Annotated in this window: 21 protein-coding genes and 2 pseudogenes; 6 read left to right on the forward strand and 17 right to left on the reverse strand. The window is 55.9% G+C overall.

Annotated elements, in window-relative coordinates; genetic code table 11:
• Positions 1–103 precede the first annotated feature (103 nt).
• The gene (locus tag ACA054_RS21700; protein ID WP_497686096.1) at positions 104–1750 is read right to left on the reverse strand and encodes a phosphoethanolamine transferase; all 1647 of its coding nucleotides are present in this window, start codon (positions 1748–1750) and stop codon (positions 104–106) included.
• Positions 1751–2220: 470 nt separating this feature from the next.
• Positions 2221–2577, reverse strand: coding sequence for a hypothetical protein (locus tag ACA054_RS21705; RefSeq protein WP_497686097.1), 357 nt, complete (start codon positions 2575–2577; stop codon positions 2221–2223).
• A gap of 233 nt (positions 2578–2810) precedes the next feature.
• Between ACA054_RS21705 and ACA054_RS21710 the strand changes: the two are divergent.
• Positions 2811–2966: pseudogene (locus ACA054_RS21710) on the forward strand (IS5/IS1182 family transposase); the annotation flags it as partial.
• 244 nt (positions 2967–3210) lie between these two features.
• On the opposite strand, the gene ACA054_RS21715 reads toward ACA054_RS21710, so the two are convergent.
• Both ACA054_RS21715 and ACA054_RS21720 read right to left on the reverse strand, forming a co-directional pair.
• Positions 3211–4014 (reverse strand): PhzF family phenazine biosynthesis protein, encoded by an 804-nt coding sequence (locus tag ACA054_RS21715; protein ID WP_497686098.1) that lies wholly within the window; start codon positions 4012–4014, stop codon positions 3211–3213.
• A gap of 85 nt (positions 4015–4099) precedes the next feature.
• Complete coding sequence (locus ACA054_RS21720; protein WP_497686099.1) at positions 4100–4795, reverse strand: B3/B4 domain-containing protein; 696 nt, start codon at positions 4793–4795, stop codon at positions 4100–4102.
• A 44-nt stretch (positions 4796–4839) separates the two neighbouring features.
• Here ACA054_RS21720 and ACA054_RS21725 point away from each other — a divergent pair, with 44 nt between their 5' ends.
• Both ACA054_RS21725 and ACA054_RS21730 read left to right on the forward strand, forming a co-directional pair.
• The gene (locus ACA054_RS21725; protein WP_497686100.1) at positions 4840–5457 is read left to right on the forward strand and encodes an XRE family transcriptional regulator; all 618 of its coding nucleotides are present in this window, start codon (positions 4840–4842) and stop codon (positions 5455–5457) included.
• A 300-nt stretch (positions 5458–5757) separates the two neighbouring features.
• Positions 5758–7212: a TrkH family potassium uptake protein gene (locus ACA054_RS21730; RefSeq protein WP_497686101.1), complete on the forward strand. Its 1455-nt coding sequence runs from the start codon at positions 5758–5760 to the stop codon at positions 7210–7212.
• A 198-nt stretch (positions 7213–7410) separates the two neighbouring features.
• On the opposite strand, the gene ACA054_RS21735 is transcribed toward ACA054_RS21730, so the two are convergent.
• Positions 7411–8622 carry a patatin-like phospholipase family protein gene (locus ACA054_RS21735; RefSeq protein WP_497686102.1) on the reverse strand — a complete coding sequence of 404 codons (1212 nt, stop codon included), beginning with the start codon at positions 8620–8622 and terminating at the stop codon, positions 7411–7413.
• 700 nt (positions 8623–9322) lie between these two features.
• Between ACA054_RS21735 and ACA054_RS21740 the strand changes: the two genes are divergently transcribed.
• Positions 9323–9529 carry a transporter substrate-binding domain-containing protein gene (locus ACA054_RS21740; protein WP_497686103.1) on the forward strand — a complete coding sequence of 69 codons (207 nt, stop codon included), beginning with the start codon at positions 9323–9325 and terminating at the stop codon, positions 9527–9529.
• Here ACA054_RS21740 and ACA054_RS21745 read toward each other — a convergent pair.
• The 4 genes and pseudogenes from ACA054_RS21745 to ACA054_RS21760 form a co-directional block, all read right to left on the reverse strand.
• A pseudogene (locus tag ACA054_RS21745) lies at positions 9472–9698 on the reverse strand (FAD-dependent monooxygenase); the annotation flags it as partial. The gene ACA054_RS21740 and the pseudogene ACA054_RS21745 overlap by 58 nt on opposite strands.
• 15 nt (positions 9699–9713) lie before the next feature.
• Positions 9714–12194: a TonB-dependent siderophore receptor gene (locus ACA054_RS21750; RefSeq protein ID WP_497686104.1), complete on the reverse strand. Its 2481-nt coding sequence runs from the start codon at positions 12192–12194 to the stop codon at positions 9714–9716.
• A gap of 96 nt (positions 12195–12290) precedes the next feature.
• Positions 12291–13262 (reverse strand): FecR domain-containing protein, encoded by a 972-nt coding sequence (locus ACA054_RS21755; RefSeq protein ID WP_497686105.1) that lies wholly within the window; start codon positions 13260–13262, stop codon positions 12291–12293.
• Entirely contained in the window at positions 13259–13780 is a 522-nt protein-coding gene (locus ACA054_RS21760) for a sigma-70 family RNA polymerase sigma factor (protein ID WP_497686106.1), read from the reverse strand. The genes ACA054_RS21755 and ACA054_RS21760 overlap by 4 nt, the downstream gene beginning before the upstream one ends.
• A gap of 145 nt (positions 13781–13925) precedes the next feature.
• Between ACA054_RS21760 and ACA054_RS21765 the strand changes: the two genes are divergently transcribed.
• Positions 13926–14084, forward strand: coding sequence for a DUF2986 domain-containing protein (locus tag ACA054_RS21765; RefSeq protein ID WP_497686107.1), 159 nt, complete (start codon positions 13926–13928; stop codon positions 14082–14084).
• 12 nt (positions 14085–14096) lie between these two features.
• On the opposite strand, the gene ACA054_RS21770 is transcribed toward ACA054_RS21765, so the two are convergent.
• Positions 14097–14480, reverse strand: a complete 384-nt coding sequence (locus tag ACA054_RS21770) for a winged helix-turn-helix transcriptional regulator (protein WP_497686108.1) — start codon at positions 14478–14480, stop codon at positions 14097–14099.
• Positions 14481–14573: 93 nt separating this feature from the next.
• Here ACA054_RS21770 and ACA054_RS21775 point away from each other — a divergent pair, with 93 nt between their 5' ends.
• Positions 14574–15701 carry an alkene reductase gene (locus ACA054_RS21775; RefSeq protein WP_497686109.1) on the forward strand — a complete coding sequence of 376 codons (1128 nt, stop codon included), beginning with the start codon at positions 14574–14576 and terminating at the stop codon, positions 15699–15701.
• Positions 15702–15771: 70 nt separating this feature from the next.
• Here the strand turns inward: ACA054_RS21775 and ACA054_RS21780 are convergent, their stop codons facing one another.
• The 7 genes from ACA054_RS21780 to ACA054_RS21810 all read right to left on the reverse strand — a co-directional run bounded on the left by ACA054_RS21780 (position 15772) and on the right by ACA054_RS21810 (position 21724).
• Positions 15772–17073 (reverse strand): MSMEG_0569 family flavin-dependent oxidoreductase, encoded by a 1302-nt coding sequence (locus ACA054_RS21780; RefSeq protein ID WP_497686110.1) that lies wholly within the window; start codon positions 17071–17073, stop codon positions 15772–15774.
• Positions 17074–17125: 52 nt separating this feature from the next.
• Positions 17126–17461, reverse strand: coding sequence for an MSMEG_0570 family nitrogen starvation response protein (locus ACA054_RS21785; RefSeq protein ID WP_497686111.1), 336 nt, complete (start codon positions 17459–17461; stop codon positions 17126–17128).
• A 1-nt stretch (position 17462) separates the two neighbouring features.
• Entirely contained in the window at positions 17463–18494 is a 1032-nt protein-coding gene (locus ACA054_RS21790; protein WP_497686112.1) for a sll0787 family AIR synthase-like protein, read from the reverse strand.
• Positions 18487–19047 carry an MSMEG_0567/Sll0786 family nitrogen starvation N-acetyltransferase gene (locus tag ACA054_RS21795; RefSeq protein WP_497686113.1) on the reverse strand — a complete coding sequence of 187 codons (561 nt, stop codon included), beginning with the start codon at positions 19045–19047 and terminating at the stop codon, positions 18487–18489. Before ACA054_RS21795 ends, ACA054_RS21790 begins: the two co-directional genes overlap by 8 nt.
• Before the next feature lie 14 nt (positions 19048–19061).
• Positions 19062–20144 carry an MSMEG_0568 family radical SAM protein gene (locus ACA054_RS21800; RefSeq protein WP_497686114.1) on the reverse strand — a complete coding sequence of 361 codons (1083 nt, stop codon included), beginning with the start codon at positions 20142–20144 and terminating at the stop codon, positions 19062–19064.
• On the reverse strand, positions 20131–21108 hold the full coding sequence (locus tag ACA054_RS21805) for a Nit6803 family nitrilase (RefSeq protein ID WP_497686115.1): 978 nt from the start codon (positions 21106–21108) through the stop codon (positions 20131–20133). The genes ACA054_RS21800 and ACA054_RS21805 overlap by 14 nt, the downstream gene beginning before the upstream one ends.
• 133 nt (positions 21109–21241) lie before the next feature.
• Entirely contained in the window at positions 21242–21724 is a 483-nt protein-coding gene (locus ACA054_RS21810; RefSeq protein ID WP_007969977.1) for an MSMEG_0572/Sll0783 family nitrogen starvation response protein, read from the reverse strand.
• Positions 21725–21943 lie beyond the last annotated feature (219 nt).

Here is a 21943-nt window from a genome sequence, read left to right on the forward strand (position 1 = left end):
GATGACTTTGAAGCCTTACTGCCGTGGAATTGCACGCCAGACCTGAAATCAGGAAGTCAACCTGATGGATCAACGCCTTGCGGCGTTGTTCAGCGAGGGCTATTTAATGGGTGTCAAAATCAAACGATGGAACATAGCCTGCGCCGAGCAGATGTGGACATTTCGACGATACAAAATCATCACTCAATAAATCATCCGAACTTTTATACTTACTCGTGAAAACCCCAGTGATATTTAAAAGAGTATGTGGCAAGGATGATATGCTGATTTTCTGACTTTCTCTTTCCCTCAGCTTTAAAAGCTTAAGCGATTGCTGGCTTGAAACATTATCGGACGCCCAGATAAATGCCGAAACCGGGAGGTCATATTTATTGCCAATTCCATGACCCAAGAGCCCTCGACTGTCATCCATCATGTTTTCACCATGATCCGATGAATAAAACAAGACAGATGGTTTTTTGCTTGACTTCAATTGATCAATAATTGTGCTTAATAGCCAGTCCGTATATAAAATACTATTATCATATTCCGCGGTAATTTTGTCTTTGAAGCTGTTTGTTGACGGCTGGAATTTATCGAAATGCTCTGGGTATCGGCGTGAATACTCGAAATGACTACCCTTGACATGAATAAATATGGCTTTCTTTTCTGTATCGCTTTTTTTTAGTATTTTTTCATATTCTGAAATTAATGCTCCATCATAGCTTCTCTCAAAATAATGACGGTACTGTGCCTCTGCAGCTATTTGTGGAATTATTCCGCCAAAACTATCAACTTCCTGCACAGACAACCAATAGGTCATGTACCCGGCTGCGCGATATATACTCACCAATGATTTTGTTGACACAATGGATTCCCAATCCCATATAGGCTCAAGGCTCAGCATTGAAGGAACCGCGAACGAGGTATATGGGGCTGTCGTGCAAATATGATTAAACTTGAAAATCCCCGCCTGCTTACCAAGATTTGGGGTTGTTTCCTTGTTATAACCGTAGAGGGACCAGTTGTGCGGCCGTGATGACTCACCGATCACAAAAACAATGGTTTCTATATTTGATTGATTCGACATGCTGGTTATTTTTACATCAGATTCTCGACGGCGCTTGATAAGTTTCTCCGTCCCCAAATACAAGTCTGCAGTAAGAGCAATTTGCGATAAATAACCTACTGGCGTGCTTTGATCTTTTGCAAGGAGATCCATGACTGCAGATTTCCCGAGAGAATTAAGTTTGACGGTTTTATAAAAATACGCCCCATACCCCACTAGCAAGGCGCTAACAACCAGAACAAAAATACCTTTGTTTTTATATAATTCGCGCTTATGCAGACCTATTAATCCAACCCCATAACAAAATATAAAAATCACCAAAACGATACTGATTGGCTGCCAATAGGTCGGCAAAAATTCGCTGGCTTCCTGATGATTTGTCAAGCCAATAAATATATAGGCAGCTGTTAATCTCGAGTTGAAATTCAAAACCAAAAATAGATCAACAGCTGCTACCAAATAGAATGGCAGCAGAATGATGTGAACTTTGAATTGATTGGATGAAATAAATCTAATTGCCAAAAGCCACAACACCGACATGCTAAGGGTGTAAAAGACCAATAAATCAATTTTAGAGTGTTGATAGTTTGTTAGCGTTCTAACAATCAAAGGTGATAGCAGATATGACCACAATACTAAATTTGGCCATTCTGCTTTTAATATTTTAAATGAGTAATCGATAATTTTGGCTGAGTTTTTCATTTGATAATTATTCTCGCAGGATACCCATATGCCTCCTCAGAGGGTAGCTCCAATTGGCGCGCCCGCTGTATCTTGTTAAAAATATTCTCTCCTTTGTCGTCCAAACGTAGCGAGTCTCGGCTATTGCCAGCAAGCTTGTAGCGAAAAATCCAACTTGCAGAGCCCTCGAGGGCACGCTAACCATCCAGGCGCCGCAAGGCTTGACACTGTTCACCCTAGGCATTCTGGGGCAAATGAAGAAGCAGCCCGCGACCTACCTTGATGGCCGTTATACAATCAAGTTCGACGGCTTGTAGGGTTCGAACTGACGTTGCAATCTGTGCTAGAGCTGGGATTTACATAGGAGCGCGATTTTAGCTCCCAATTAGGCCGCCAAAGCTGCTCGAAAACGTTTTTACACAGCCTCGGCCGATTGCTGCCCGTCGGGAGAAGCTACAATTGAATCTGCATTGACCAATAGATTTCAGAAACTATTTTTCAGTGGCAAGTTTAAATTCCAGTGGGCCATAGGCTTGCAGAGCAGGACCATCATGGCATAACAGCACATTAACAAGATCACTACTGGCAACTTGGGTAAGCCATTGGCGCAATTCACTGAGTCTTTGCTCAACTTCAGGAATGACAAGCGAGCGGAATAGCGAGACCTGCTTGGGCTGATTAGCCAGCATTAACTGACGTTGCCAGCTGATATCCCCTCCAATAATCCATAACTTGCCTCCCACCGTTGCGACCTGGTAACCCACTATTTTTGCTGATGCTACAATTTCGGGGTCAATGAAAACCCATGAACCCCTTGGGCTTTTCACTACGAACTGAATTTTTTTCACTAAAGTCTTAGCGGCATGAAAGGTAGACTTTATTATTCATCGAAATCGGCTGCATCACCCATGCACAGCCTTAGCTCTTTGATCCGGCCGCGACTATTCAGCTAGCCAACGAAGAAAACCTTTCGCATTAACCGTCAATATTTATGTGCAAAAGTGCCCGACCGCCGCATTCAACTCTGCATCCACCTGCTGGAGTTCGAGTGTCAAACTTTGCAATTTCACACTTTCTTGGGCGCTCCATCGCTAACTTCCGAAAAGACAACAGCAAGGCCTTCCGGGGCGTCTGTCGCCAGTTCGTTGTACGGTGTCAGCAGTTGGGACTGTTTGGAGAAAATCTGGTCGCCATCGATGGCAGTAAATTCAAAACCGTCAACAACCGCGACCGCAATGGCATCCAACCCGTTCTTGCCGTGTGTAACCAGGCTGCCAAATGGATGCTTTGCAATGTTATTCATGCAGGACATCAATGCGTGACTCATTGAAATGCGCAGGTAAGTACATGTTGGCTCCAGGGAGGGGTAATAGCGCAACGCTTGTTGGATGAACTGGCGTCTCAATTACGTGCTCTGCCAGTAGTCTTTCGGCCACCGCTCTCTACTGTCCATGGCAACAGGCATGAGGACATCTGGCTCCTTATGCCGAATCACGGGGAAGGAAAATCCTGGCCTCCATAAAAGTTATGGCGTTCCCAACAAGAAAAACGCGATCTTCAGTCAATTCACAATCAAGCCACCCTCCACGTGCCGATGCCTGATAAGCCATGAGCCTGTGGCGTCCCAGTCGACTGGCCCAATAGGGAACCAGTGTGGCGTGGATTGATCCCGTAACCGGGTCTTCGGAAATACCGGCTCCAGGGGCAAAGTATCGAGACACAAAATCCGCTCGCTCCCCGCTGCTGCCCCGCCCCGTCACAACAAGACCGATCGGGCCAAGGAGAGCAATCGCAGGAAAGTCCGGAGCGAAGCTGCGCACGGCATCTGCGCTGCCAAGATCGGCAAATATGTTCTCAAAATTTCGGAAGATACACGCAGGAGGATCCACAAAAATACTCGCGATATCTGCTGGAAGCGCTTCCAGAGGCTCAGGTGACAGGCGTGGAATATCCAGTCGGTATCCTTTTGAGACTGTGGAAACCCGCAGTTCGCCAACGCGCGTATGAAAGACTAAAGGAGTTTCGGCTTTCATCTCTGTTAGCAGCACATGTGCGGTCGCAAGGGTGGCGTGGCCGCAGAAATCGACTTCATGTGCCGGGGCGAACCATCGCAAATCCCAAGCGCCGTCAGACCTGACTTTGACAAAGGCAGTCTCGGCAAGGTTGTTCTCTTGCGTGATGGCAAGCATCATGTCGTCTGTCAGCCAGTCGTCAAGCACGAGGACGGCAGCGGGATTCCCCGCAAAAAGCCGGTCTGTGAAGGCATCGACTTGATACATAAGCATGGGAAATTCCTTGCTGTAGATGTCGGATATTAGGGAAGCTCCGAACAAGTAGACTGCGCACAAGCGTTGCTATACGAGCCTCACGCTACGGTGCGTCGAAACCGATCAGGGTCGACTCTATCACCGCACCAGGCATCATGAGTTGTAGCCCTTCGATCAACTGGTCACCAGCTTCAGTCAATGCTTCTAGCGGCATGACCGGCAAGCTTTCCAGAATGAACCACATCTGTTTTGCCTCAGCACTCAAGCGGGTTCTGACGCCCTGGCGCCAATTCCAACGTCGGCATGTCACCCCGAGGTCATCACGCCAAATCACTTCCCCTACATCGGGTGATTCGTGGGCCGGTACACCCTCTTTTATGGTGTCGAATAGCTCGGTTCCATCAGCGATAGTCAATCTTGGTGCGCCTACATAGGCCGCATAATTCTCGCCGCCGACGGGGATGGCGTATTGGATGCTGATGGCGTTATACAAATCGACAATCGGATCAATGCTCGACAGGCTGCTTTCGCGTAGCACTCGCTTTCGCAATGCTTCGGCGGAACAGGGTGTGCGCTGTGGCTTAGCACCGAACCTCCTGAATACGTTTGCCCACGCCAATAGATGCGCTTCTGCCCATGGGGCATCTCCGCTGGTTAGTGATTGGCAGGCACGACTCAGCGCTTGCGTAGCAATACTCGGGTTGGCGATGTCTGTTGCTTCGACACTGATGCTGAGCGCACGAAAGCCGGGGGCCAGGCTGGCGATATTCGGATTGATTGACGGCAGGACTGAGAGCATCTCAGAATCACTCCAATGACTAATTTATCTTAGGATATTGACCAATGACTAAAAAAGTCAATATATCGACCGACTCGGGCGCCGATGTGCAAACCGTCAGCAAGGCTATCGCTGCCAAGCTCAAGGAACACAGAAAAAGACAAAAGCTCTCTCTGGATGAGCTCTCCCGAAGAGCCGGTGTCAGCAAAGGCATGTTGGTCGAGATTGAAAAGTGTCACGCCAATCCCAGCATTGCCATCCTCTGCAAGCTTGCGGCAGCGCTCGGCGTGTCGGTGGCAGACATTGTGGACGTGGCCAACGCACCCACTGTGCATGTGATTGAGGGCAAGCATATCCCAACATTGTGGACTGGCCCCCTGGGCGGGACCGCCCGCCTGCTTGCCGGTACGAGCGGCGCAAACATGATCGAACTATGGCGCTGGGAGATGCAGCCAGGAGAGCTGTTCGAATCACCAGGGCACGCACAAGGGACATTCGAGCTATTTCATGTGGAACAAGGGCAGCTCAAGCTGAAAGTGGATACAACTGAATTGCTCATCCCTGCTGGTTGTTCTGCGGTAGCAAGAACAGATGTGCCTCATCACTATGCGAATGACGGCGGCATCAAGCTTGTATTCACGATGACCGTTGCCGAACTTCACCAACTGGCGACAATGGTTTGAGTCATTGAGCAAGGTGACCGGAGAAGAATTGCGGGAAAGCGCTCTGCGACATCCAACTTGGGCGCTATGTAGAGAAACAATGTTCACTGGCTTCTACGAATGACCGCAAAGGGTTGTGCCAGTCGCGAGGGACTGCAATCGGCCGATTTCTGCCTGTAGCGAGGGGTCGCAAACGACCCAAAGCTACCCTTTTACGCACGTAGCCCTACTGGTTGCTTGAAGAAGTTTTTACGCAAAATTTACGGGGCTTTCAGGTTGGGCATCCGATACTGCGCGGTGCTAATTTGGAACGCTACTGTTATGTCCCTCGCAGCAATTCGGCTTATCGGCTTTATCTTGGGCATTTTCCTGATCACGCTGGCCGTAAGCATGGCTATTCCCATGATCACACTGGTGGCCTATGAGCGCAGTGACGATCTGTCGGCATTTCTCTGGTCGAGTTTGATTACTTTCATCTGCGGCCTCCCCTTGATCGTGCGGGGGCGCCCGGATGCTGGCCAGCTTCGTCCCAGGGATATGTACCTGCTGACTACCGGAAGCTGGGTAGTTGTATGCACCTTCGCAGCGTTACCAATGGTGTTCATCAGCGATATCAGCTACACCGACGCATTCTTTGAAACGATGTCTGGCATCACAACCACTGGCTCGACTGTACTCACCGGCCTGGATAATTCATCTCCCGGCTTGTTGATATGGCGCTCCATGCTGCATTGGCTGGGAGGCATCGGTTTTATCGGCATGGCTGTGGCGATCCTTCCACTGTTGCGAGTAGGCGGCATGCGTCTGTTCCAGACAGAGTCCTCAGATTGGTCGGAGAAAGTGACACCGCGTTCCCATGTGGCAGCCAAGTACATTCTTTTGCTCTATCTGGGGCTTACTGGCATCGGAGCTCTGGCGCTCTGGCTCGCTGGAATGACGCCATTTGAAGCGCTCAACCACGCAATGTCGTTGATCTCTACCGGGGGGTTCTCAACTTCGGACGCCTCACTTGGGCATTGGACGCAACCAGCGATTCACTGGGTGGCAGTGGCCATCATGATTCTGGGCAGCCTGCCATTCACCTTGTACGTCGCGTCATTGCGGGGCGATCGGCGTGCGCTGATCAAGGACCACCAGGTACGCGGGTTCATTGGATTCTTGCTCGTCACATCGCTGGCTGTGGGTACCTGGCTTTGTTTTAATAGCGATTACGGATGGTGGGATGCGTTTCGTATCGTGGCAGTCAATGTGACCTCGGTCGTCACGACCACCGGAATTGCGGTTGGCGACTACACGTTATGGGGCAGTTTCGCTGTCTTGCTCTTTTTCTATCTGACCTTTGTCGGAGGCTGTTCAGGCTCAACTGCAGGCGGTCTTAAAATCTTCCGTTTTCAGGTGGCTGCCGCCCTATTGGTCAGTAGTTTGAAGCAGTTGATCCATCCTCGCGCCGTGATTCAGAAGAAGTACAACGGTCATCCCATCGACGAGGAGATCTTGCGCTCGCTTTTGACCTTCTCGTTTTTCTTCACCATCACTATTGCAGCCATCGCCTTGGGCTTGGCTCTCATTGGACTTGATTGGACAACGGCATTGAGCGGCGCAGCCACTGCGGTGTGTAACGTCGGGCCTGGGCTTGGCACGATCATTGGGCCGGCAGGTAATTTCTCATCATTACCTGATGCCGCCAAATGGCTACTGACCGTTGGAATGCTCCTGGGAAGGCTGGAAATCCTGACTGTATTGGTACTTGTAACTCCGGTTTTCTGGAGATATTGACCCACCTTGTCGGGGTCTGAGTCTGAAAGGCGTTGACCTTTGCTGCTCTGTTATTGGGTTGGTTTGAGGGTTTTTTGCATAGTGCAGACGCTCCTATCCCGTGACCGATGGCAATACATAAGTTAAATCACTCCTGACTCTCTACCGCCAAGCGTGTTCTTTCTGCGGGAGCTTGTCATTGAGCGCAGCGCCCGCTCACTATTTCTCCGTTGCTGTTGCACCTGGAGGAGCGAACCCGGGCGGCACTTTGAGCCACGGGAAGCCCTGCAACGCCATGTCATAACCGGTGTCGTAGAGTTTGCGCATGTACTCGTTGTCGAACTCTTCCTTGTGGGGGAAGTTGAAGCTCGACGGTATGAACCCGAGGTTGAAGTCCACGCCGTCGCGCTGAGTGGTCGCATAGATCCGGTACAAGTCGCCGATGCCCTGACTGTGGATCAACGAGGCAACCGCGCGCCCAGCGATGCTCATAGTGCTGCGCTCGACCTGCGCCCAGTCCGGATCGAGACGCGAGTTGCGTATCACGTAGAGTTTGCGCTCGCGGGTGAATCCTACTTTTGCCGCGTCCTCATTGATACGCATCCCGGCCGGATAAGCGAATACCTGCGCCATGATGCCACCGTCCACGTGCATTTCCTGATAGGTTTTACCGTCAACTTCCACATCGATCATCATGGGCGGAAATCCTCCCGGAATCGAGGCGGAGGCGATCATGATTTTCACGAAGAGGTCCAAGGCCTGAGGACCCCCATAGGTCGCGATTTTCCCCATGTCCCAGATAATGGGGCGGCGCGCATCGAGGTCGGCGGTGGCGATCAACAAAAAGCGGCCCTTCGCGTACTCGGCGGCGATCTCCTTGAGCATGTCATCGGTCACCGATTTGCGCGTCAGCTCCAACAGCGGTGCGTTGTCCGACATCGCATCGCCCAAAACGCCTGCGAAAAAGCTGCGATGCAAAATGACGTCTTTGGGCGACAAGGTGGTATAGACCCTCTTCAGCTCCGCGTCGTACTTCGGCCCAAGAAAAGCGAACGGCGCAATCAGCGCGCCCGTGCTGATGCCAGTAACGAGTTTGAATTCAGGGCGCGTTCCTGCAGCCGTCCAGCCATTCATCATTCCCGCGGTGAACGCGCCATTGTCACCACCGCCCGAAATAGCCAGAAATACCGCTGGCGGTAGGGCCCCCTTGTGCCCCTGCTTCACGAGGTAAGCCTGTTCCCGCCGCAACGCGTCAATCGCGACTCGGGTCAGCTCTGTCATGTCTCCGCCAGCGACATAACGCACCCCGGGCATTCCCGGGATCTCCGCTCTGGCCGTCAACTCGGTCGGCACCGCGGACAGGCGCGGCGGCGCCATGGCGCACCCTTGTATAAGTACAAGCAGGGCCACAATCAGGCTGGTGATTTTCATAGTCAACTATCGCTCGAAAATTTCGATCCGCTTGCCCGCGACGCCATTCCATTCATCCGTAATATCCAATGGCGTCTGCTGGGTTGATCAATGATCGTTTAGAGGTCTCAACTGCTTCGAAGCGACTGGTTTCCTGACGTCGAATAGGCATTCCAGATGCTAACTAATCGCTTGCAATAGTTAAAACGATAGCACTGCTGCACCGCTCCGTTATTGCGCAACCTCTAGATCGAGCACATCCAGCTTGATCCGGGCGATAAAGCTGGAGAAAAAAGGTTGGCGGCGAGCAGTCGCGGATCTGCGGCCCAGACTGGAAGAGGGAGAGCCCAACAGCTATCCATGTAGTCTCGCAAGGAGTGACTGATGGGCGCTTACGCAAGGCGCATGCCCGGCACCAGGGCATGGAACGGCTGCCATCGCTGAACTAAGCTTTTCTGTGTTCTTCTGGAGTCATGATCTTGGCCATCTCGGCAAGTTAGACGAACACAACTTGCGGAGCACTGACCATGCGGGGAGCGCGCGATCCGGTAACACACCGTACGGTTCATTCACCTACACGTTCAACGCTTATTATCCACGCCGTTGCGGCTCTCGCGTTCGCTCTTTTCGCCGGCCCGATCTATGCCGCAGCCGAGACAAAGTCGTCCCCTCAGACACCCCAGCGTGAACAACTAAAAAGCTCAAGCACAAGGCTCTGAAAGTGCGGGTGGTGCTCATTCCTGTGGCACGGGATGAATTGCTGCCGGCGCTGGCTGCCGGCAAAGGTGATATTGCGGCATCTAACCTGACCGTGACTGAAGAACGCAGGCACCTGGTTGACTTTACTTCACCCATCTATCGCAACGTCAGCGCTTCCCAAGATGTGCGTTGCACACGACAGGCTCGTGGGCGACGGATAGCGTCATAGACTTCGAGAACCGCTTGCGGGCGGCTCACCAAAACCTGTGGATCCGCCAGCAGTCGTGCCAAAAGCCGAGCGTCCTCCAGCCCCTGCCCTGCGCCAGCGCCTTGGTGCGGCAACATGGCGTGGGCCGAGTCGCCAATTAGCCCTACCGGCCGTGTACATAGCCCGGAAGCCATCGCTGCCGGCGTCAGAAACTCGCCTTGACCGACAACATGAAGTTGCGTGGATCACCGTAGTAATTACCGAAGGTCTCGGTACCGATGGTGGCGTAGTAGCGCTTGTCGAACAGGTTGTTGCCGTTGAGCGCAACCGACCAGGTGTCGTCGATGCGGTAGCCGATGCGACCGTTCCAGATCGCATAACCTGACTGGCTGATTTTCTCGCCGCTAGAGGGAGATATCCGGAAGTTATCGCTTTGCGCGTTGACGCCAGCACCCATGGTGAATCGCTCAAGTGACCCGCTCAGGGCGTAATTGCCCCACATACGCAACATATGCCGAGGCACATAACTGTTGAACGCTGCGCCGTTCAGGCTGGTGTCGATGTCGTCGAGGGTCTTGGTCTGGGTGTAGGTGTAACCCGCCAACACCTGCAGGCGTTCAATGACTTCACCGCTGATCTCGGCCTCGAAACCCTGGGCGCGAACCTTGCCGGCATTGACGTAGCAGTAACCATCGGATGACGGGCAGGCCGAGTTGAAGTCAGTCTGCGCCTGGTCTTTCTGGATCGTACGGAACAGATTGAAAGAGCTGTTCAGGCGACCGTCGAACCAGGCGCCCTTGATCCCCAGTTCATAGCTCTGGCCCACGAGCGGCTTGAGCGCAGCACCGTCTTCCGAGCGGTAATTGCCTTGCGGTGTAAAGATTTCCGAATAGCTGGCGTAAGCCGTCAGGTGCTCGTTCAGGTCCAGCAGCACACCGGCAAAGGGCGTCACCTGCCCAGTCTCTGTGGTGCTGGAATGTTCCGAGGTACCCGTGTTGATGAAGTCGGAGTCGGTATCGGAGTCGTACCAGCTCACCCGACTGCCGACGACAAAAGTCAGCGGATCAGCCAGTTTCAAACGCAGTGTCGAGTACACGCCCTTCTGTTTAGTCACTGAATTGACCGGCCCGCCGCGAGACGAGTTATCGATGAAGTAGCTGTCATCCGGCTCCGGAATATGCTTGTCGGGGTTGAACACATTCTGCCGCTGCGGCAGAAACGCCACCGAGTAGAAGTCGTCCTTTTTCGAACGGCTGGCGTTGAAGCCCACGACCAGTTCATGTCGCTGACTGAACGCGTCGAACTTGCCATCCACATAGGCGTCCAGACCGTAATCGACCTGATCGTAGTCGTACATGCTGCCCAGCATGCCGGTGGTATTGGTGCCGGGCGTCACGGCACCGGAAGCGAATGCGTACTTGATGTCCTGGGTGTTTTTTGTATAAACACTGGCGACCTTCAAGGTCCAGTCGTCGTTGATCCGCTGATTCAGATCACTGAAAACGGTGGTGCGCTGGCTGCGCCAGGTGTTCCACGAAGGATCGAGACAGGTCGAGCGGCTGAGCTTCAAGTCGCTGCCGTCCCGATAACGCGGCAGGCCGCCCCAGCAAGGGCTGGCATCCACGTCTTCATAGGCAACGGCCAGGCCGAGGGTCGTGTCGGGGCTCAGGTCGACGTCGAGCGCGCCGTAATACACCTGATCCTTGCGACTGGCGTCGTCTACGAAATAATGCCGGCTCTGCTCGGCGACCACGGCCCGCCCCCGCAGGGTGCCGGATTCGTTCAGCGGGCCACCGGTGTCGACCTGCCCGCGATAGTTGTCCCAACTGCCACCGGACAGCGTGATGTCTGTGTGCGCGGCAGTCTGGCCGCGTTTGCGCACGAAGTTCACCCCGCCGGCGGTGCCGCCCGCGCCTTTCATCATTCCCGCTGCGCCGCGAAGAATTTCGACCCGGTCGTAATACGCCATGTCACCGCTGAAACTGTCGGCCTGAACATAGAGGTTGCCCATGTCCAGTGGTACACCGTCGTACTGATACTGGCCCGACATGCGGAATCCGCGCGAATAGAAGTACTTGCCGCCCATGGTCGAGTCGTAGACGGTGATGCCCGGGGTCTTTTCCATGACCTGGTCGATGGTATTCAGGTTCTGGTCATCGAGCATCTTGCGTGTCATCACCGTGACCGATTGCGGCGTTTCCCTGAGCGAGTGCTCACCCTTGCCGATGGTGATCGCACCCGTGGTGTACGAGCCGCTGTTTTCGGTAGTCGCGCCCAGCACTTGTCCATTGATGTTGGTAGCGCCCAGTTCCAGCGCCGAGCCAACAGTCGGAACCGGCCGCAGCACATAAGTACCGTTGGCCTGGGGTTCGGCCTGCAGCCCGCTGCCACCCAGAATCCGCGCAAACCCTTCGCTGACACCAAACGCACCCTGGAGCCCGGGGGATTTCAACCCATCGGTTTGTCGCGCATCAAAGGAAATGGCGGCACCCGCCGCACTGGCGAAATGGCTGAGGACTTCGGTCAGGCTGCCGCCAGCGATGTCAAAGGACTTGACCGAGTTATGCTGTTGCGCCGGCAGCTGTGCCGCCAGCGTTACGGTTGACCAGACGCCAGCCGTCGTTGCCGCCAATAACCCAACCTTTACTGCGGTCGTCAAACGACCCGGCTTGTACACCCGAAACATGCTTGCCCTCCCCCAAAAACGATCTGTAAAAACTCATTGAGGGATGAGCCGAACGATGCGCATGAAAAGTGCAAACGCAGACAAACTATTTTCAACTCACTGTGAAAGCGTACTGGCAGGCGACGACACATCGACCCAATACCGGCTGTACCGGGTGATCCGTAGCGAGAACCCACTTTCCAGCGCAGCCAGCGCCAGGTCGGTGTTATCAATGGGAAAAGCGCCGGACACCTTCAGTTGGGCAATACGCGGATCGCAGCGCAGCACACCTGGGCGGTAGCGCGAAAGGTCGGCCAGCAACTCGGCCAAGGGACGATTGATGGCAATGATGCTCCCCTGTTGCCAGGCACCGACCGAAGCATCGTTGCGACGTACAACCCCCAATGAGTGGCCATCGAAATCCAGCGACTGGCCAGCCTCCAGGCGCACCATCGAGCCAGCGCCAGCGCCAGCCGAACAGACCTCTACAGCCTTCTCGAGCACCGCCACCCCACCGCCCTGCTCATGGGACCGGACGATAAAACGCGTGCCCAGCGCCAATACCTCTGCATGTCGGGTGAGCACCTTGAACGGCCGCTGCAAGGGATCAACCGCGGTCGTCACCCGTATCTCGCCGCGCAACAGTTCGAGTACTCGTTGACGACCGTCGAAACGAAGGTTGACCGAGGTATCGGTGTTGAGCAGCAACGCGCTGCCATCCGCCAACCGAAACTCACGGCGCTCACCCACGGCGGTTCGAAAATCGGCAAACAGGTTGCTGGAGGTTTCACTGCGCCAGCCCAGCCAGCCCAGCGAACCGGCTGACGCGAGCACCAACACACTGCGCAACACCTGGCGCCGGGATCGATCAGCGCCGCGCAACGCTGGCGACGCCAGGGAGCCCGGCACACTCGCCATCTGCTCGCCGACATCGACCATGCGTTGCCAGGCTTGGCGATGGTCAGGATCAGACGCCAGCCAGTCGTTCCAGGCTGCCAGATCCGACTCGGTGGCGATGCCAGACCGCAGTCGGGCGTACCACTGGGCGGCGGCACCAATCGCCTTCAACTCAGCGGACGAAAGGCTCACGCCAGTTGCAACCGAATCTGCATCAGACAGCAATGCTCCATGGCCTTGGCCATGTAGTTGTTGACCGTGCGGGCGCTGATATTCAAACGCTCGGCAATTTGCGGGTAGGTCAGACCGTCGAACTGGGACAGGATGAATGTCTGCTTGACCTTGGTCCCCAATCCTTGCAGCAGGCGGTCGATTTCCATCAGGGCTTGCAACAGGATCGCCTGTTCCTCCAACGAAGGTTGCTGCCATTCGGGCATGGCGGCCAAGGCTTCAAGGTAGGACTGTTCCAACGAGCGGCGGCGAAACAGATCGATCAGCAAGCCCTTGGCGATCATCGACAGGTAAGGTCGCGGCTCGCGAATCTCCAGCGCGTTTCGCGCCTTGATGACCCGAACGAAGGTGTCCTGCGCCAGGTCCGCCGCATCGAAAGCATTGCCCAGACGCTTGCGTAGCCAGCCATTGAGCCAACCGTGATGCTCGCAATACAGATCATTGACGGCGCTGCGCAGGGATAAATCGTTGGCGGACATAACGATGGAATAATTCGCGAGTGATAATGACTCGCATTGTCATGCGTGCGAAGGGTGATTTGCAATAGCCACATTGATCAACAAGCCCTGCCAGGCAATGGCTACGCTGATATCATTCAACAACTTACAAGCCGGGTGGAAAAACATGAACCGTCAAAAAAAACTAAAGCAGTTGTTCAAGGCCAACGCCAAAAAGGCCAGCGCCAAATTGGCACCGAAAAAGCCTAAATACATTTGTAAAGCTGACCGATTGAAACTGGCTGCTGAAGTCAGTCAGGAAACGATCATTTCTGCTGAGAGCTGATCGATGCTCGTTCTACCGCCGGCCGTCAAGCGAGCGCACGACCGCGTCGCACGATAGCAGTCGATGGCCCTCGCCCAGTTCTTCTGCATGTTGCTGGCCCCAATCCTGGAGCGACGAAATCAGCGGCTGAAGACTCAATCCCAATGGCGTCAACGTGTATTCGACGCGTTGCGGCTCTTCTGCAAAGGTCTTTCGCCAAACGAGTCCGTGCTCTTCGAGCGCCTTGAGTTGTTGGATCAGGACTTTCTGCGAAATGCCGGCAATCTGCGCCTCGATCTCGCAGGTTCGCTTGGGACCCTCCCGCAAGACGTAGATGATGACGGCTTTCCAGCGTCCTGAAATGACGCCAAGGGTTCGCTCGATGGGAAGCCGGGGAAGCATTTTTGTAATGGCCATGAGGCGATTTCAACCTGCATACCAAAGGGTGTGTAGAGGGAAGAATAAGCCCTCAATAATCTGGTGCTCCAGTTCACTTTGGAGATAATTCAGATGTCCTCCTTGTTCAAGGCCTATGCACTAGGTGCCCGCAAGCTGAAAAACCGCATCGTCATGGCCCCGATGACCCGATCACGCACGTCCACCGGGGACATCCCCAATGCGCTGATGGCGACCTACTATGCGCAACGAGTGAGTGCTGGCCTGATCATTACGGAAGCAACCGACGTCTCGGACTTTAGCAATGGCTATGCTTTCACTCCTGGCATTTACACAGCGGAACAAACTAAAGGTTGGCGCTTGGTGACTGATCGAGTCCATCGCCACGGCGGTACGATTTTCCAGCAAATCTGGCATGTCGGCAGAATGGCCCACCACAGCATGCTGCCTGGCGCAGAGGCACCGCGTGGCGTGACCGCTGAGCGTGCAGCGCAATCCGACGTATTTATCCACGACAGCGAGGGCAAGGCGGCTTTCGTTCGCGCCGACACCCCGCGACAGATGGAGACCGAGGAGGTCGCAGGACTGCTGGAGGAGTTCACCCTCGCCTTCAGAAACGCGAAGGCAGCCCTGTTTGATGGTGTGGAAATTCACGCAGCCAATGGTTACCTCTTCGATCAGTTCATGAACTCGACACTCAACACGCGCACTGATCAGTTCGGCGGACAGACACCTCAAACGCGCACGCGCCTGCTGCTGGAGGTGATCGACAAAGCGATACGGGAACTGGGAGCCGACAAGGTCGGCGTTCGCGTCTCCCCATTCAGCAAATTCAATAGCATGCCCAATGATCCGTTCACCGAAGAAACCTTGCTTTACCTGTGCAGCGAGTTAAGTCGCCGTGAGATTGCCTATCTGCATGTCGTCTATCAACCGTTACCGGCGGGTAACACGGTGGACAGCGAGTTCAACGAAATGAACCTCAGTGACGAATTCGTGCGCAAGGTGCGTGACGCCTTTCAGGGAACATTGATCTGGTGCGGAGGATTTGACAAAGCTGCGGCCCAGGCGGCGCTGGATGACGGTTGGGCAGATCTGATCGCTTTCGGCAGGCCTTTCATTGCCAATCCTGATCTGGTGGATCGTTTGAGAAACAATTGGCCGCTGGCTGAGGCACCTCAAATCGCCTTCTACACACGCGACGGTGAGAGGGGTTATACCGACTTCCCCTATTTCGAGTAATACGCCTACTCCCTCTTGAAGCCAACGCCTCTGGCATGCCCGAACATGCCAGAGGTGTTGATGATCCTGTCTAGCCTGCCGCCGAACGTCGTTGCCGCACGCTGCTCTCAAGCGCTCCCTCGACAATGTGCTGCACCAGATACTCCGCGTCCCGCGCCACGCCCGAGAAGCGCCCCGAACCCCAGGTGTACAACCATGGCAACCCCAGGAAGAACAAGCCAGGCTGCGCCGTCACGCCACGCTGGTGGACAGGGTGACCACGACCGTTGAACACCGGGGCCTCGACCCAGGTAAAGTCCGGGCTGAAGCCGATGCACCAGATGATGCTGGTGATCCCTTCGTCCAGCAGATCCAGTTCACTGCGTTCCTGCTCCGGCACCCAACTCGGCGTGTATGGCGCACCGACTGGAGCGTCAATCGATTGCTGTTCGATGTATTTGTCGATCGACCCATTGATCCGGTTGTAGACCGCATCGGCATTGTCCAGGCTCTCGCCCAGGTTTTTCGCAAATTGCAGCCGGTTGCCTTGCAAGCCATCCAGTCGACCGAACAACTCCATGCCTTCGCGAGCGAAGTTACGCAAGTCGATATCGCGCCCGCCATCACGCCCGGTGACATAGTGGTTGGTGTTGTCGCGTACACCTTCACGTAGCGGATGCGTGTCGACGCCAATCTCGTAGTAGCCCATTTCCGCCAGCCAATCGACCACGTCCTTGCCACGGTAAAAGCGTGCGCAACGCGGTGCATCCCCGACTGCCAGATAGACCTTGCGACCGGCCAGGTGCAAATCTTCGGCGATTTGCGCCCCCGACTGCCCGGAACCGACCACCAGCACATTGCCGGCGGGCAAGGCCTGCGGATTGCGGTATTGCTCGGAGTGAAGCTGATGGATACTCGCCGGCAAGCGTTCGGCCAGGCGCGGGATGATCGGCGTGTGATACCCGCCCGAGGCGACAATCACCTGATCGGCCGTAAACTCGCCTTGTGCGGTGTGCACCTCGAAACCACCGATGCTGCGTGGCACCACACGCTGCACCGTGACACCTTCACTGGCCGGAGCGTTAACCGAACTGACGAAGCCGGCCAGGTATTGGTTGATCTCGTCCTTCTTCATAAAACCGTGAGGATCAGTGCCCTTGAAGCCATCGCTGTAGGTGTAACCCGGCAAGGCGCACTGCCAGTTGGGCGTCACCAGGCTGAAAGCATCCCAGCGCTGGTTGCGCCAGGTGTGGGTCAGGCTGTGCTTTTCCAGGACCAGGTGATCGATATCCTGCTGTTGCAAGTAATAGCTGGCGGATAACCCGGCTTGACCGCCACCGACGACGATCACGCTGTGGTGTGGAGGTTTGATTGAGGTGAGGTGGCTGGTCATGCGGCACTCCGGTAATCAGTGACGAAAAGGAACAAGCGAAAAAAACGATGAATCAAAATGAGCTCCAGCCGGCGCCGAGCACCTGGCCGGCACCTTCAGTACGCATGCTGAGAATCTCCACTTGCCCATCTGAATGGGCGGGCTCGAGCAGATAACTGGCCTGCCCTTTCAGCGAACTCAATGTGTCCATCGCTGAACTGCAATAGAAACCCTTGACCTGCTTGACCCGTTCAGAGGCATTGTTCAGGGCGCTTTCCAGACGTTGCAGGAAGTCCGTCAACGGGTAGCTGGCGCCCTCCTCCAGGTATTGGTAAATCGCGGTGGAGGGTGAATAGCCGGTTGCTTCCCTGCCATTGGGCCAGCGGATTTTGAAATTGACGGCGGGCATGTCAGTGCTCCTTTTGATCAAGGTTCAAGGGGGACAGATTGAGATGGGGATAGCTGAAACCGGTAAAGGGCTGCTCGCGCAGGTTCCAGAATTCGCCGTGCTGGTTGCCGGACTGGACACCCAACAGGCCACTGGCGTTGACCCGGCCGATGCGCTCACAACGCACACCTTCGAAGGCAAATGCAGCCTGCACTTGAGCCCAGTCACGCTCATCCAGCGTCATCAAAAAACCGTAGCTGGGGAACACCTGTAGCCAGCGCGCGAGGGCGGCATCTGGCGGACACGGCAGCGCCGTCAAATCGATGGACGCGCCGCAGCCAGTGGTTTCAAGTAGCATCAACAGACTGCCGAGCACCCCGGCGTTGCTGATGTCTTTGGCCGCCAGCAGCAACCCGGCTTCGGCCAGGCGCGGCAGCACTTCGAGTTTGCTGCCCAGGCGCGCGGCCGGTACGCCTTCAAAGGCTTTCCAATAGGTACTGTCGGCATGCCAGGAGCCTTCCAGGTCCACTGCCATGGCGATGACCTGGCCGGGGGCGACATGCAAGGTCGACAGCAGTTTTTGCGCAACGCCAGTAATCGCCACTGCCAGCGCGGTCGGATTACCCGCCGTGAGGCTGGTGTGCCCGCCAGCCAGCATTAATCCGTAGGCTTCACACGCCGCACGAATACCGGCGAGCATTTGTTGCGCGCCAGCACTGTCGTGATGCCAATAAGCATTGACCACCGCTGTGGCGCGACCGCCCATGGCGGTGATATCGCTGACGTTGGCCATGACCGCCGACCACCCGGCGAACCACGGCGCCGCCTCGACGAAGGCCGGCAACATGCCTTCGATGGCCAGCAGCTGGAAATGCTCGCCACAGGCAATCGCCGCCGTGTCATCGCCGGGCAGCGCGTAAAGTTGCTCGCGGGTCAGCCTGTGTTTCGCGTCGCCGATAACGGCCGCAGGCTGCTGGATCGCCTGTTTCGAGCGCATCGCCGGCGTGCTGCGCAAGGTATTGAGCAGCCTCTGCAAATCAGACACTTCAGTCATGGCGAGCCACCTTCAGCGCACGCAATGAGACCTGACGCGGCATCAACGGGTAGCTCGGCAAATCCGCCTGCATCAAACAATGCGGTTGCCCGAGCAACTCTATCTGTTCGAGGGTTTGCCAGCGCAAGCGATGAAAATAGACTTCGTTCTGCGCCTGGACCGTAGCGCGAAAGACCTCGCAGCCCAGCTCCTTTGCCCGCGACACCGCTTCGTTGACCAACGCCTTGCCGATCATGCCGTGTCGTCGGTAAGCCGGGGCGACGCACAACCGTCCACCAAACCACAGGCCCGGCTCCGGCTGATAGATGCGTACCGCGCCCACTACCTGATCGGCGATGCCGCAATTGCCGGCCAGGGCGACGATGGCAATGGCCTGAAAATCATGGCTGTCCTTGTCTTGCACCAGCAGTTGTTGCTCATCGGAAAACACCGAGCGCCGCAGGGCGAAATAGGCTTCCTTTTCCCAGTTTTCGCTGGCGGGCTTGACCCGCAACTCACCCGCGCGGAACGGCTCGAAGGTACTGTCGACCAAGGCAAAGGCGAAATTCGGCATGGGGATTCTCCGGCTTATTCGTAGCTTTTCAGGGCCGAGCACGCACCGCATTTGGCGCAACCGGCGTTGATCCGATCGGAGTGCAAACCGTGACGGCGCAGGCTTGCGCCGATCTGCGGATAGAGCCTGGCCATCATCGCGCTGTCGGGTTTTGGGTGATGAGCCAGGGGCGTGCCATCGATGGGTACGAAGGGCACCACAAACGGGTACACGCCCATGGCGCACAGGCGTTCGCTCATCTCGCTGATCGCGGTTTCGCTGTCGCCCAAACCGGCCAGAATGTAGGTGCTGACCTGGCCTCGACCAAAGACCTCGACCGCCGCGCTGAACGCCTCGAAATAGCGGCTCAGCGGCACTTCGGCCTTGCCCGGCATGATCCGTTGCCGCACCTCGTCGGTGACTGCTTCCAGGTGCATACCCACAGACACCACGCCGCTGTCAGCGAGGCGCTGGAACCAGCGATCGTCGTCCGGCGGCTCGCATTGCGCCTGGATCGGTAGATCGACTGCGGCGGTCACCGCTGCGGCTGACTCACACAAAATCGCCGCGCCACGGTCCGGGGTTTGTGGTGTGCCGGTGGTCATCACCATGTGCTTGACGCCATCGAGCTCTACCGCGGCCTTCGCGACTTCCGCCAGTTGCTGTGGGCGTTTGCGGGCGATGGTTTTGCCCGCTGCCAGCGACTGGCCGATGGCGCAGAACTGGCAGGAACTGCCGCGATCATTGAAACGGATGCAATGCTGCAGCACCGTGGTCGCGAGCACATCGCTACTGTGCAACGTGGCTATTTTCCAATAGGGAATGCCCTCGGCGGTGCTCAAGCCGTAGAACTTCGGCACGCCGGGCATTTGCACCTGCCCGACCTGCAGGCCTTCGCGGAAGATCAGCGCCTGCCTGCCATCGGCATTGGGCTGTGCCTGATAGGGCGAATCCTGCGAAGCCTGGTTGAGGATCGGCACCATCATGGTCCGGCTGCCGAAACTCAACGCCTTGTGGTCAGACGGCCCCGCGCCACCCTGGCGCGACAAGCCATTCTGCGCAGCGGGCCAGCGCACACCATGGCATTGCAGTTCGGCGAGCAATTCATTGGTTTGCATGATCGGACTCCTCGTCGTGCACCGCCACAACGTGCGCCCCGCGCTCATGGACATGCGCCGTGGGTGTGCGGTCGATAAACAGGCTGAGCAGTTCCGGACGGCTGTAATGCCCGACCGAGTCCATCATCCGTTTACGCTTGTCGATCAGTGCCAGATCGAGATCGGCGATCACCACGCCTTCGCCGCAACGCAGCGGCTCGCCGAGCAATTTGCCTTCAGGCGAGACGATGGCGGTGAAGCAGCCCCCCGAGATCGGACCGAGTGCGCAACCGGTGTCCTGCATGATCTGGCCCTGCTGATCGGCGTCCAGCCAAGCGGTGGCATTGACCACAAAGCAGCCTGACTCCAGGGCGTGATGGCGAATGGTGACTTCGATTTGCTCGGCAAAAATATCGCCCACCAGGGAGCCGGGAAACATCGCGGCGTGAATCTGCTCGCCGTCCGCCATCAAGGCGTAACGGGCCAGCGGGTTGTAATGCTCCCAGCAGGCCAACGAGCCGATGCGCCCCACGGCACTGTCGATGGCGCGCAGCCCGGAACCATCGCCCTGCCCCCAGACCATGCGCTCGTGGTAGGTCGGGGTGATTTTGCGTCGATGCTGAATCAGCGTGCCGTCAGCATCGAACAGCAATTGTGCGTTGTAGATCGTGCCGCCATCGCGCTCATTGACTCCGATGGAAACGACCATGCCCGCTTGCTTGCATGCTTCGCCAATAGCCAGGGTGGCGGCGGACGGAACCGTAACGGATTGATCCAGCAACTTGAGGTGTTGCGCGCCCATGGCGAACGGCGGCTGCACGAATGAAAAATAGGGGTAGTAAGGCACCACCGTTTCCGGGAACACGGCGAACTGCACGCCCTGTCGTCCGAGGGCGATGATCTGTTGGCAGACCTTGTCCACGGTGCCTTCGCGGCTGTAAAGCACTGGGCTGATCTGAACGGCGGCTGCGCGAATGATGGCCATGATGGGGTCCTGGTTGTGGGGATTGAAAATGCAAACCTATGTAGGAGCCGGCTTGCTGGCGAGCGGTGTGTCAGGCGACATCGAATTGACTGATCCGCCCCCATCGCCAGCAAGCCGGCTCCTACAGAAGTAATCAGGCGGTCCAGGTATCGATGATCATCGCGCCCTCACGGCGCATCAGCAGGCGCAGGTCCATGACATCCAGCGGGTTGATCGGGCGGATGCCTTCGATCAGGGCCTTTTCGGTCTGGCCGTACAACGCTTGCAGGGCGAACCGACAGGCGTAGACCTCACCGCCTTCTTCCATGAACTGAATGAGCTGCTTGTTCACCGCCAGGTGACCGGGAAATGCTTCGGCACCGAGGGTCGGGAAACCCCGTTGAACGCCCAGTTGCACGCCTGGCCCGTACAGCAGGATTTTGGTTTCGAAGCCTTTGCGCAGCAGACGCTTGGCCTGAAGCATGTTGACCAGGCCGATGGAGCCCTCGAAGGCGATGGTGTGGAAGGTGATCAGGACTTTTTCGCCGGGCTCGGCCTTGATGTCCTCAAAGACTTTCTCTTCGTAATTGACCAGGAAGTCGCCGTCTTTGTAATGGGGGATGTCCACGGTTGGCATAGTGTCGCTCTCCAGTTTCTTCGTGCTTGAACGCCAGCCTGGGTTGGCTGCCGGGTTGCAGGAGAAAGAGCGAAAGCCGTGCCAGCAAATAATATTATTTTTCCTGCCTAGGTAAGTGTTTGATTAGCTTGGGAATGACAATCTGAGCCGGTTTTTAATGGCGCATCTGATGCTATCTGTGAATCACGCATTCCCGTAGAAATACGAGTATTCGTAGGG

It is taken from the genome of Pseudomonas sp. LBUM1653, from assembly GCF_059716115.1.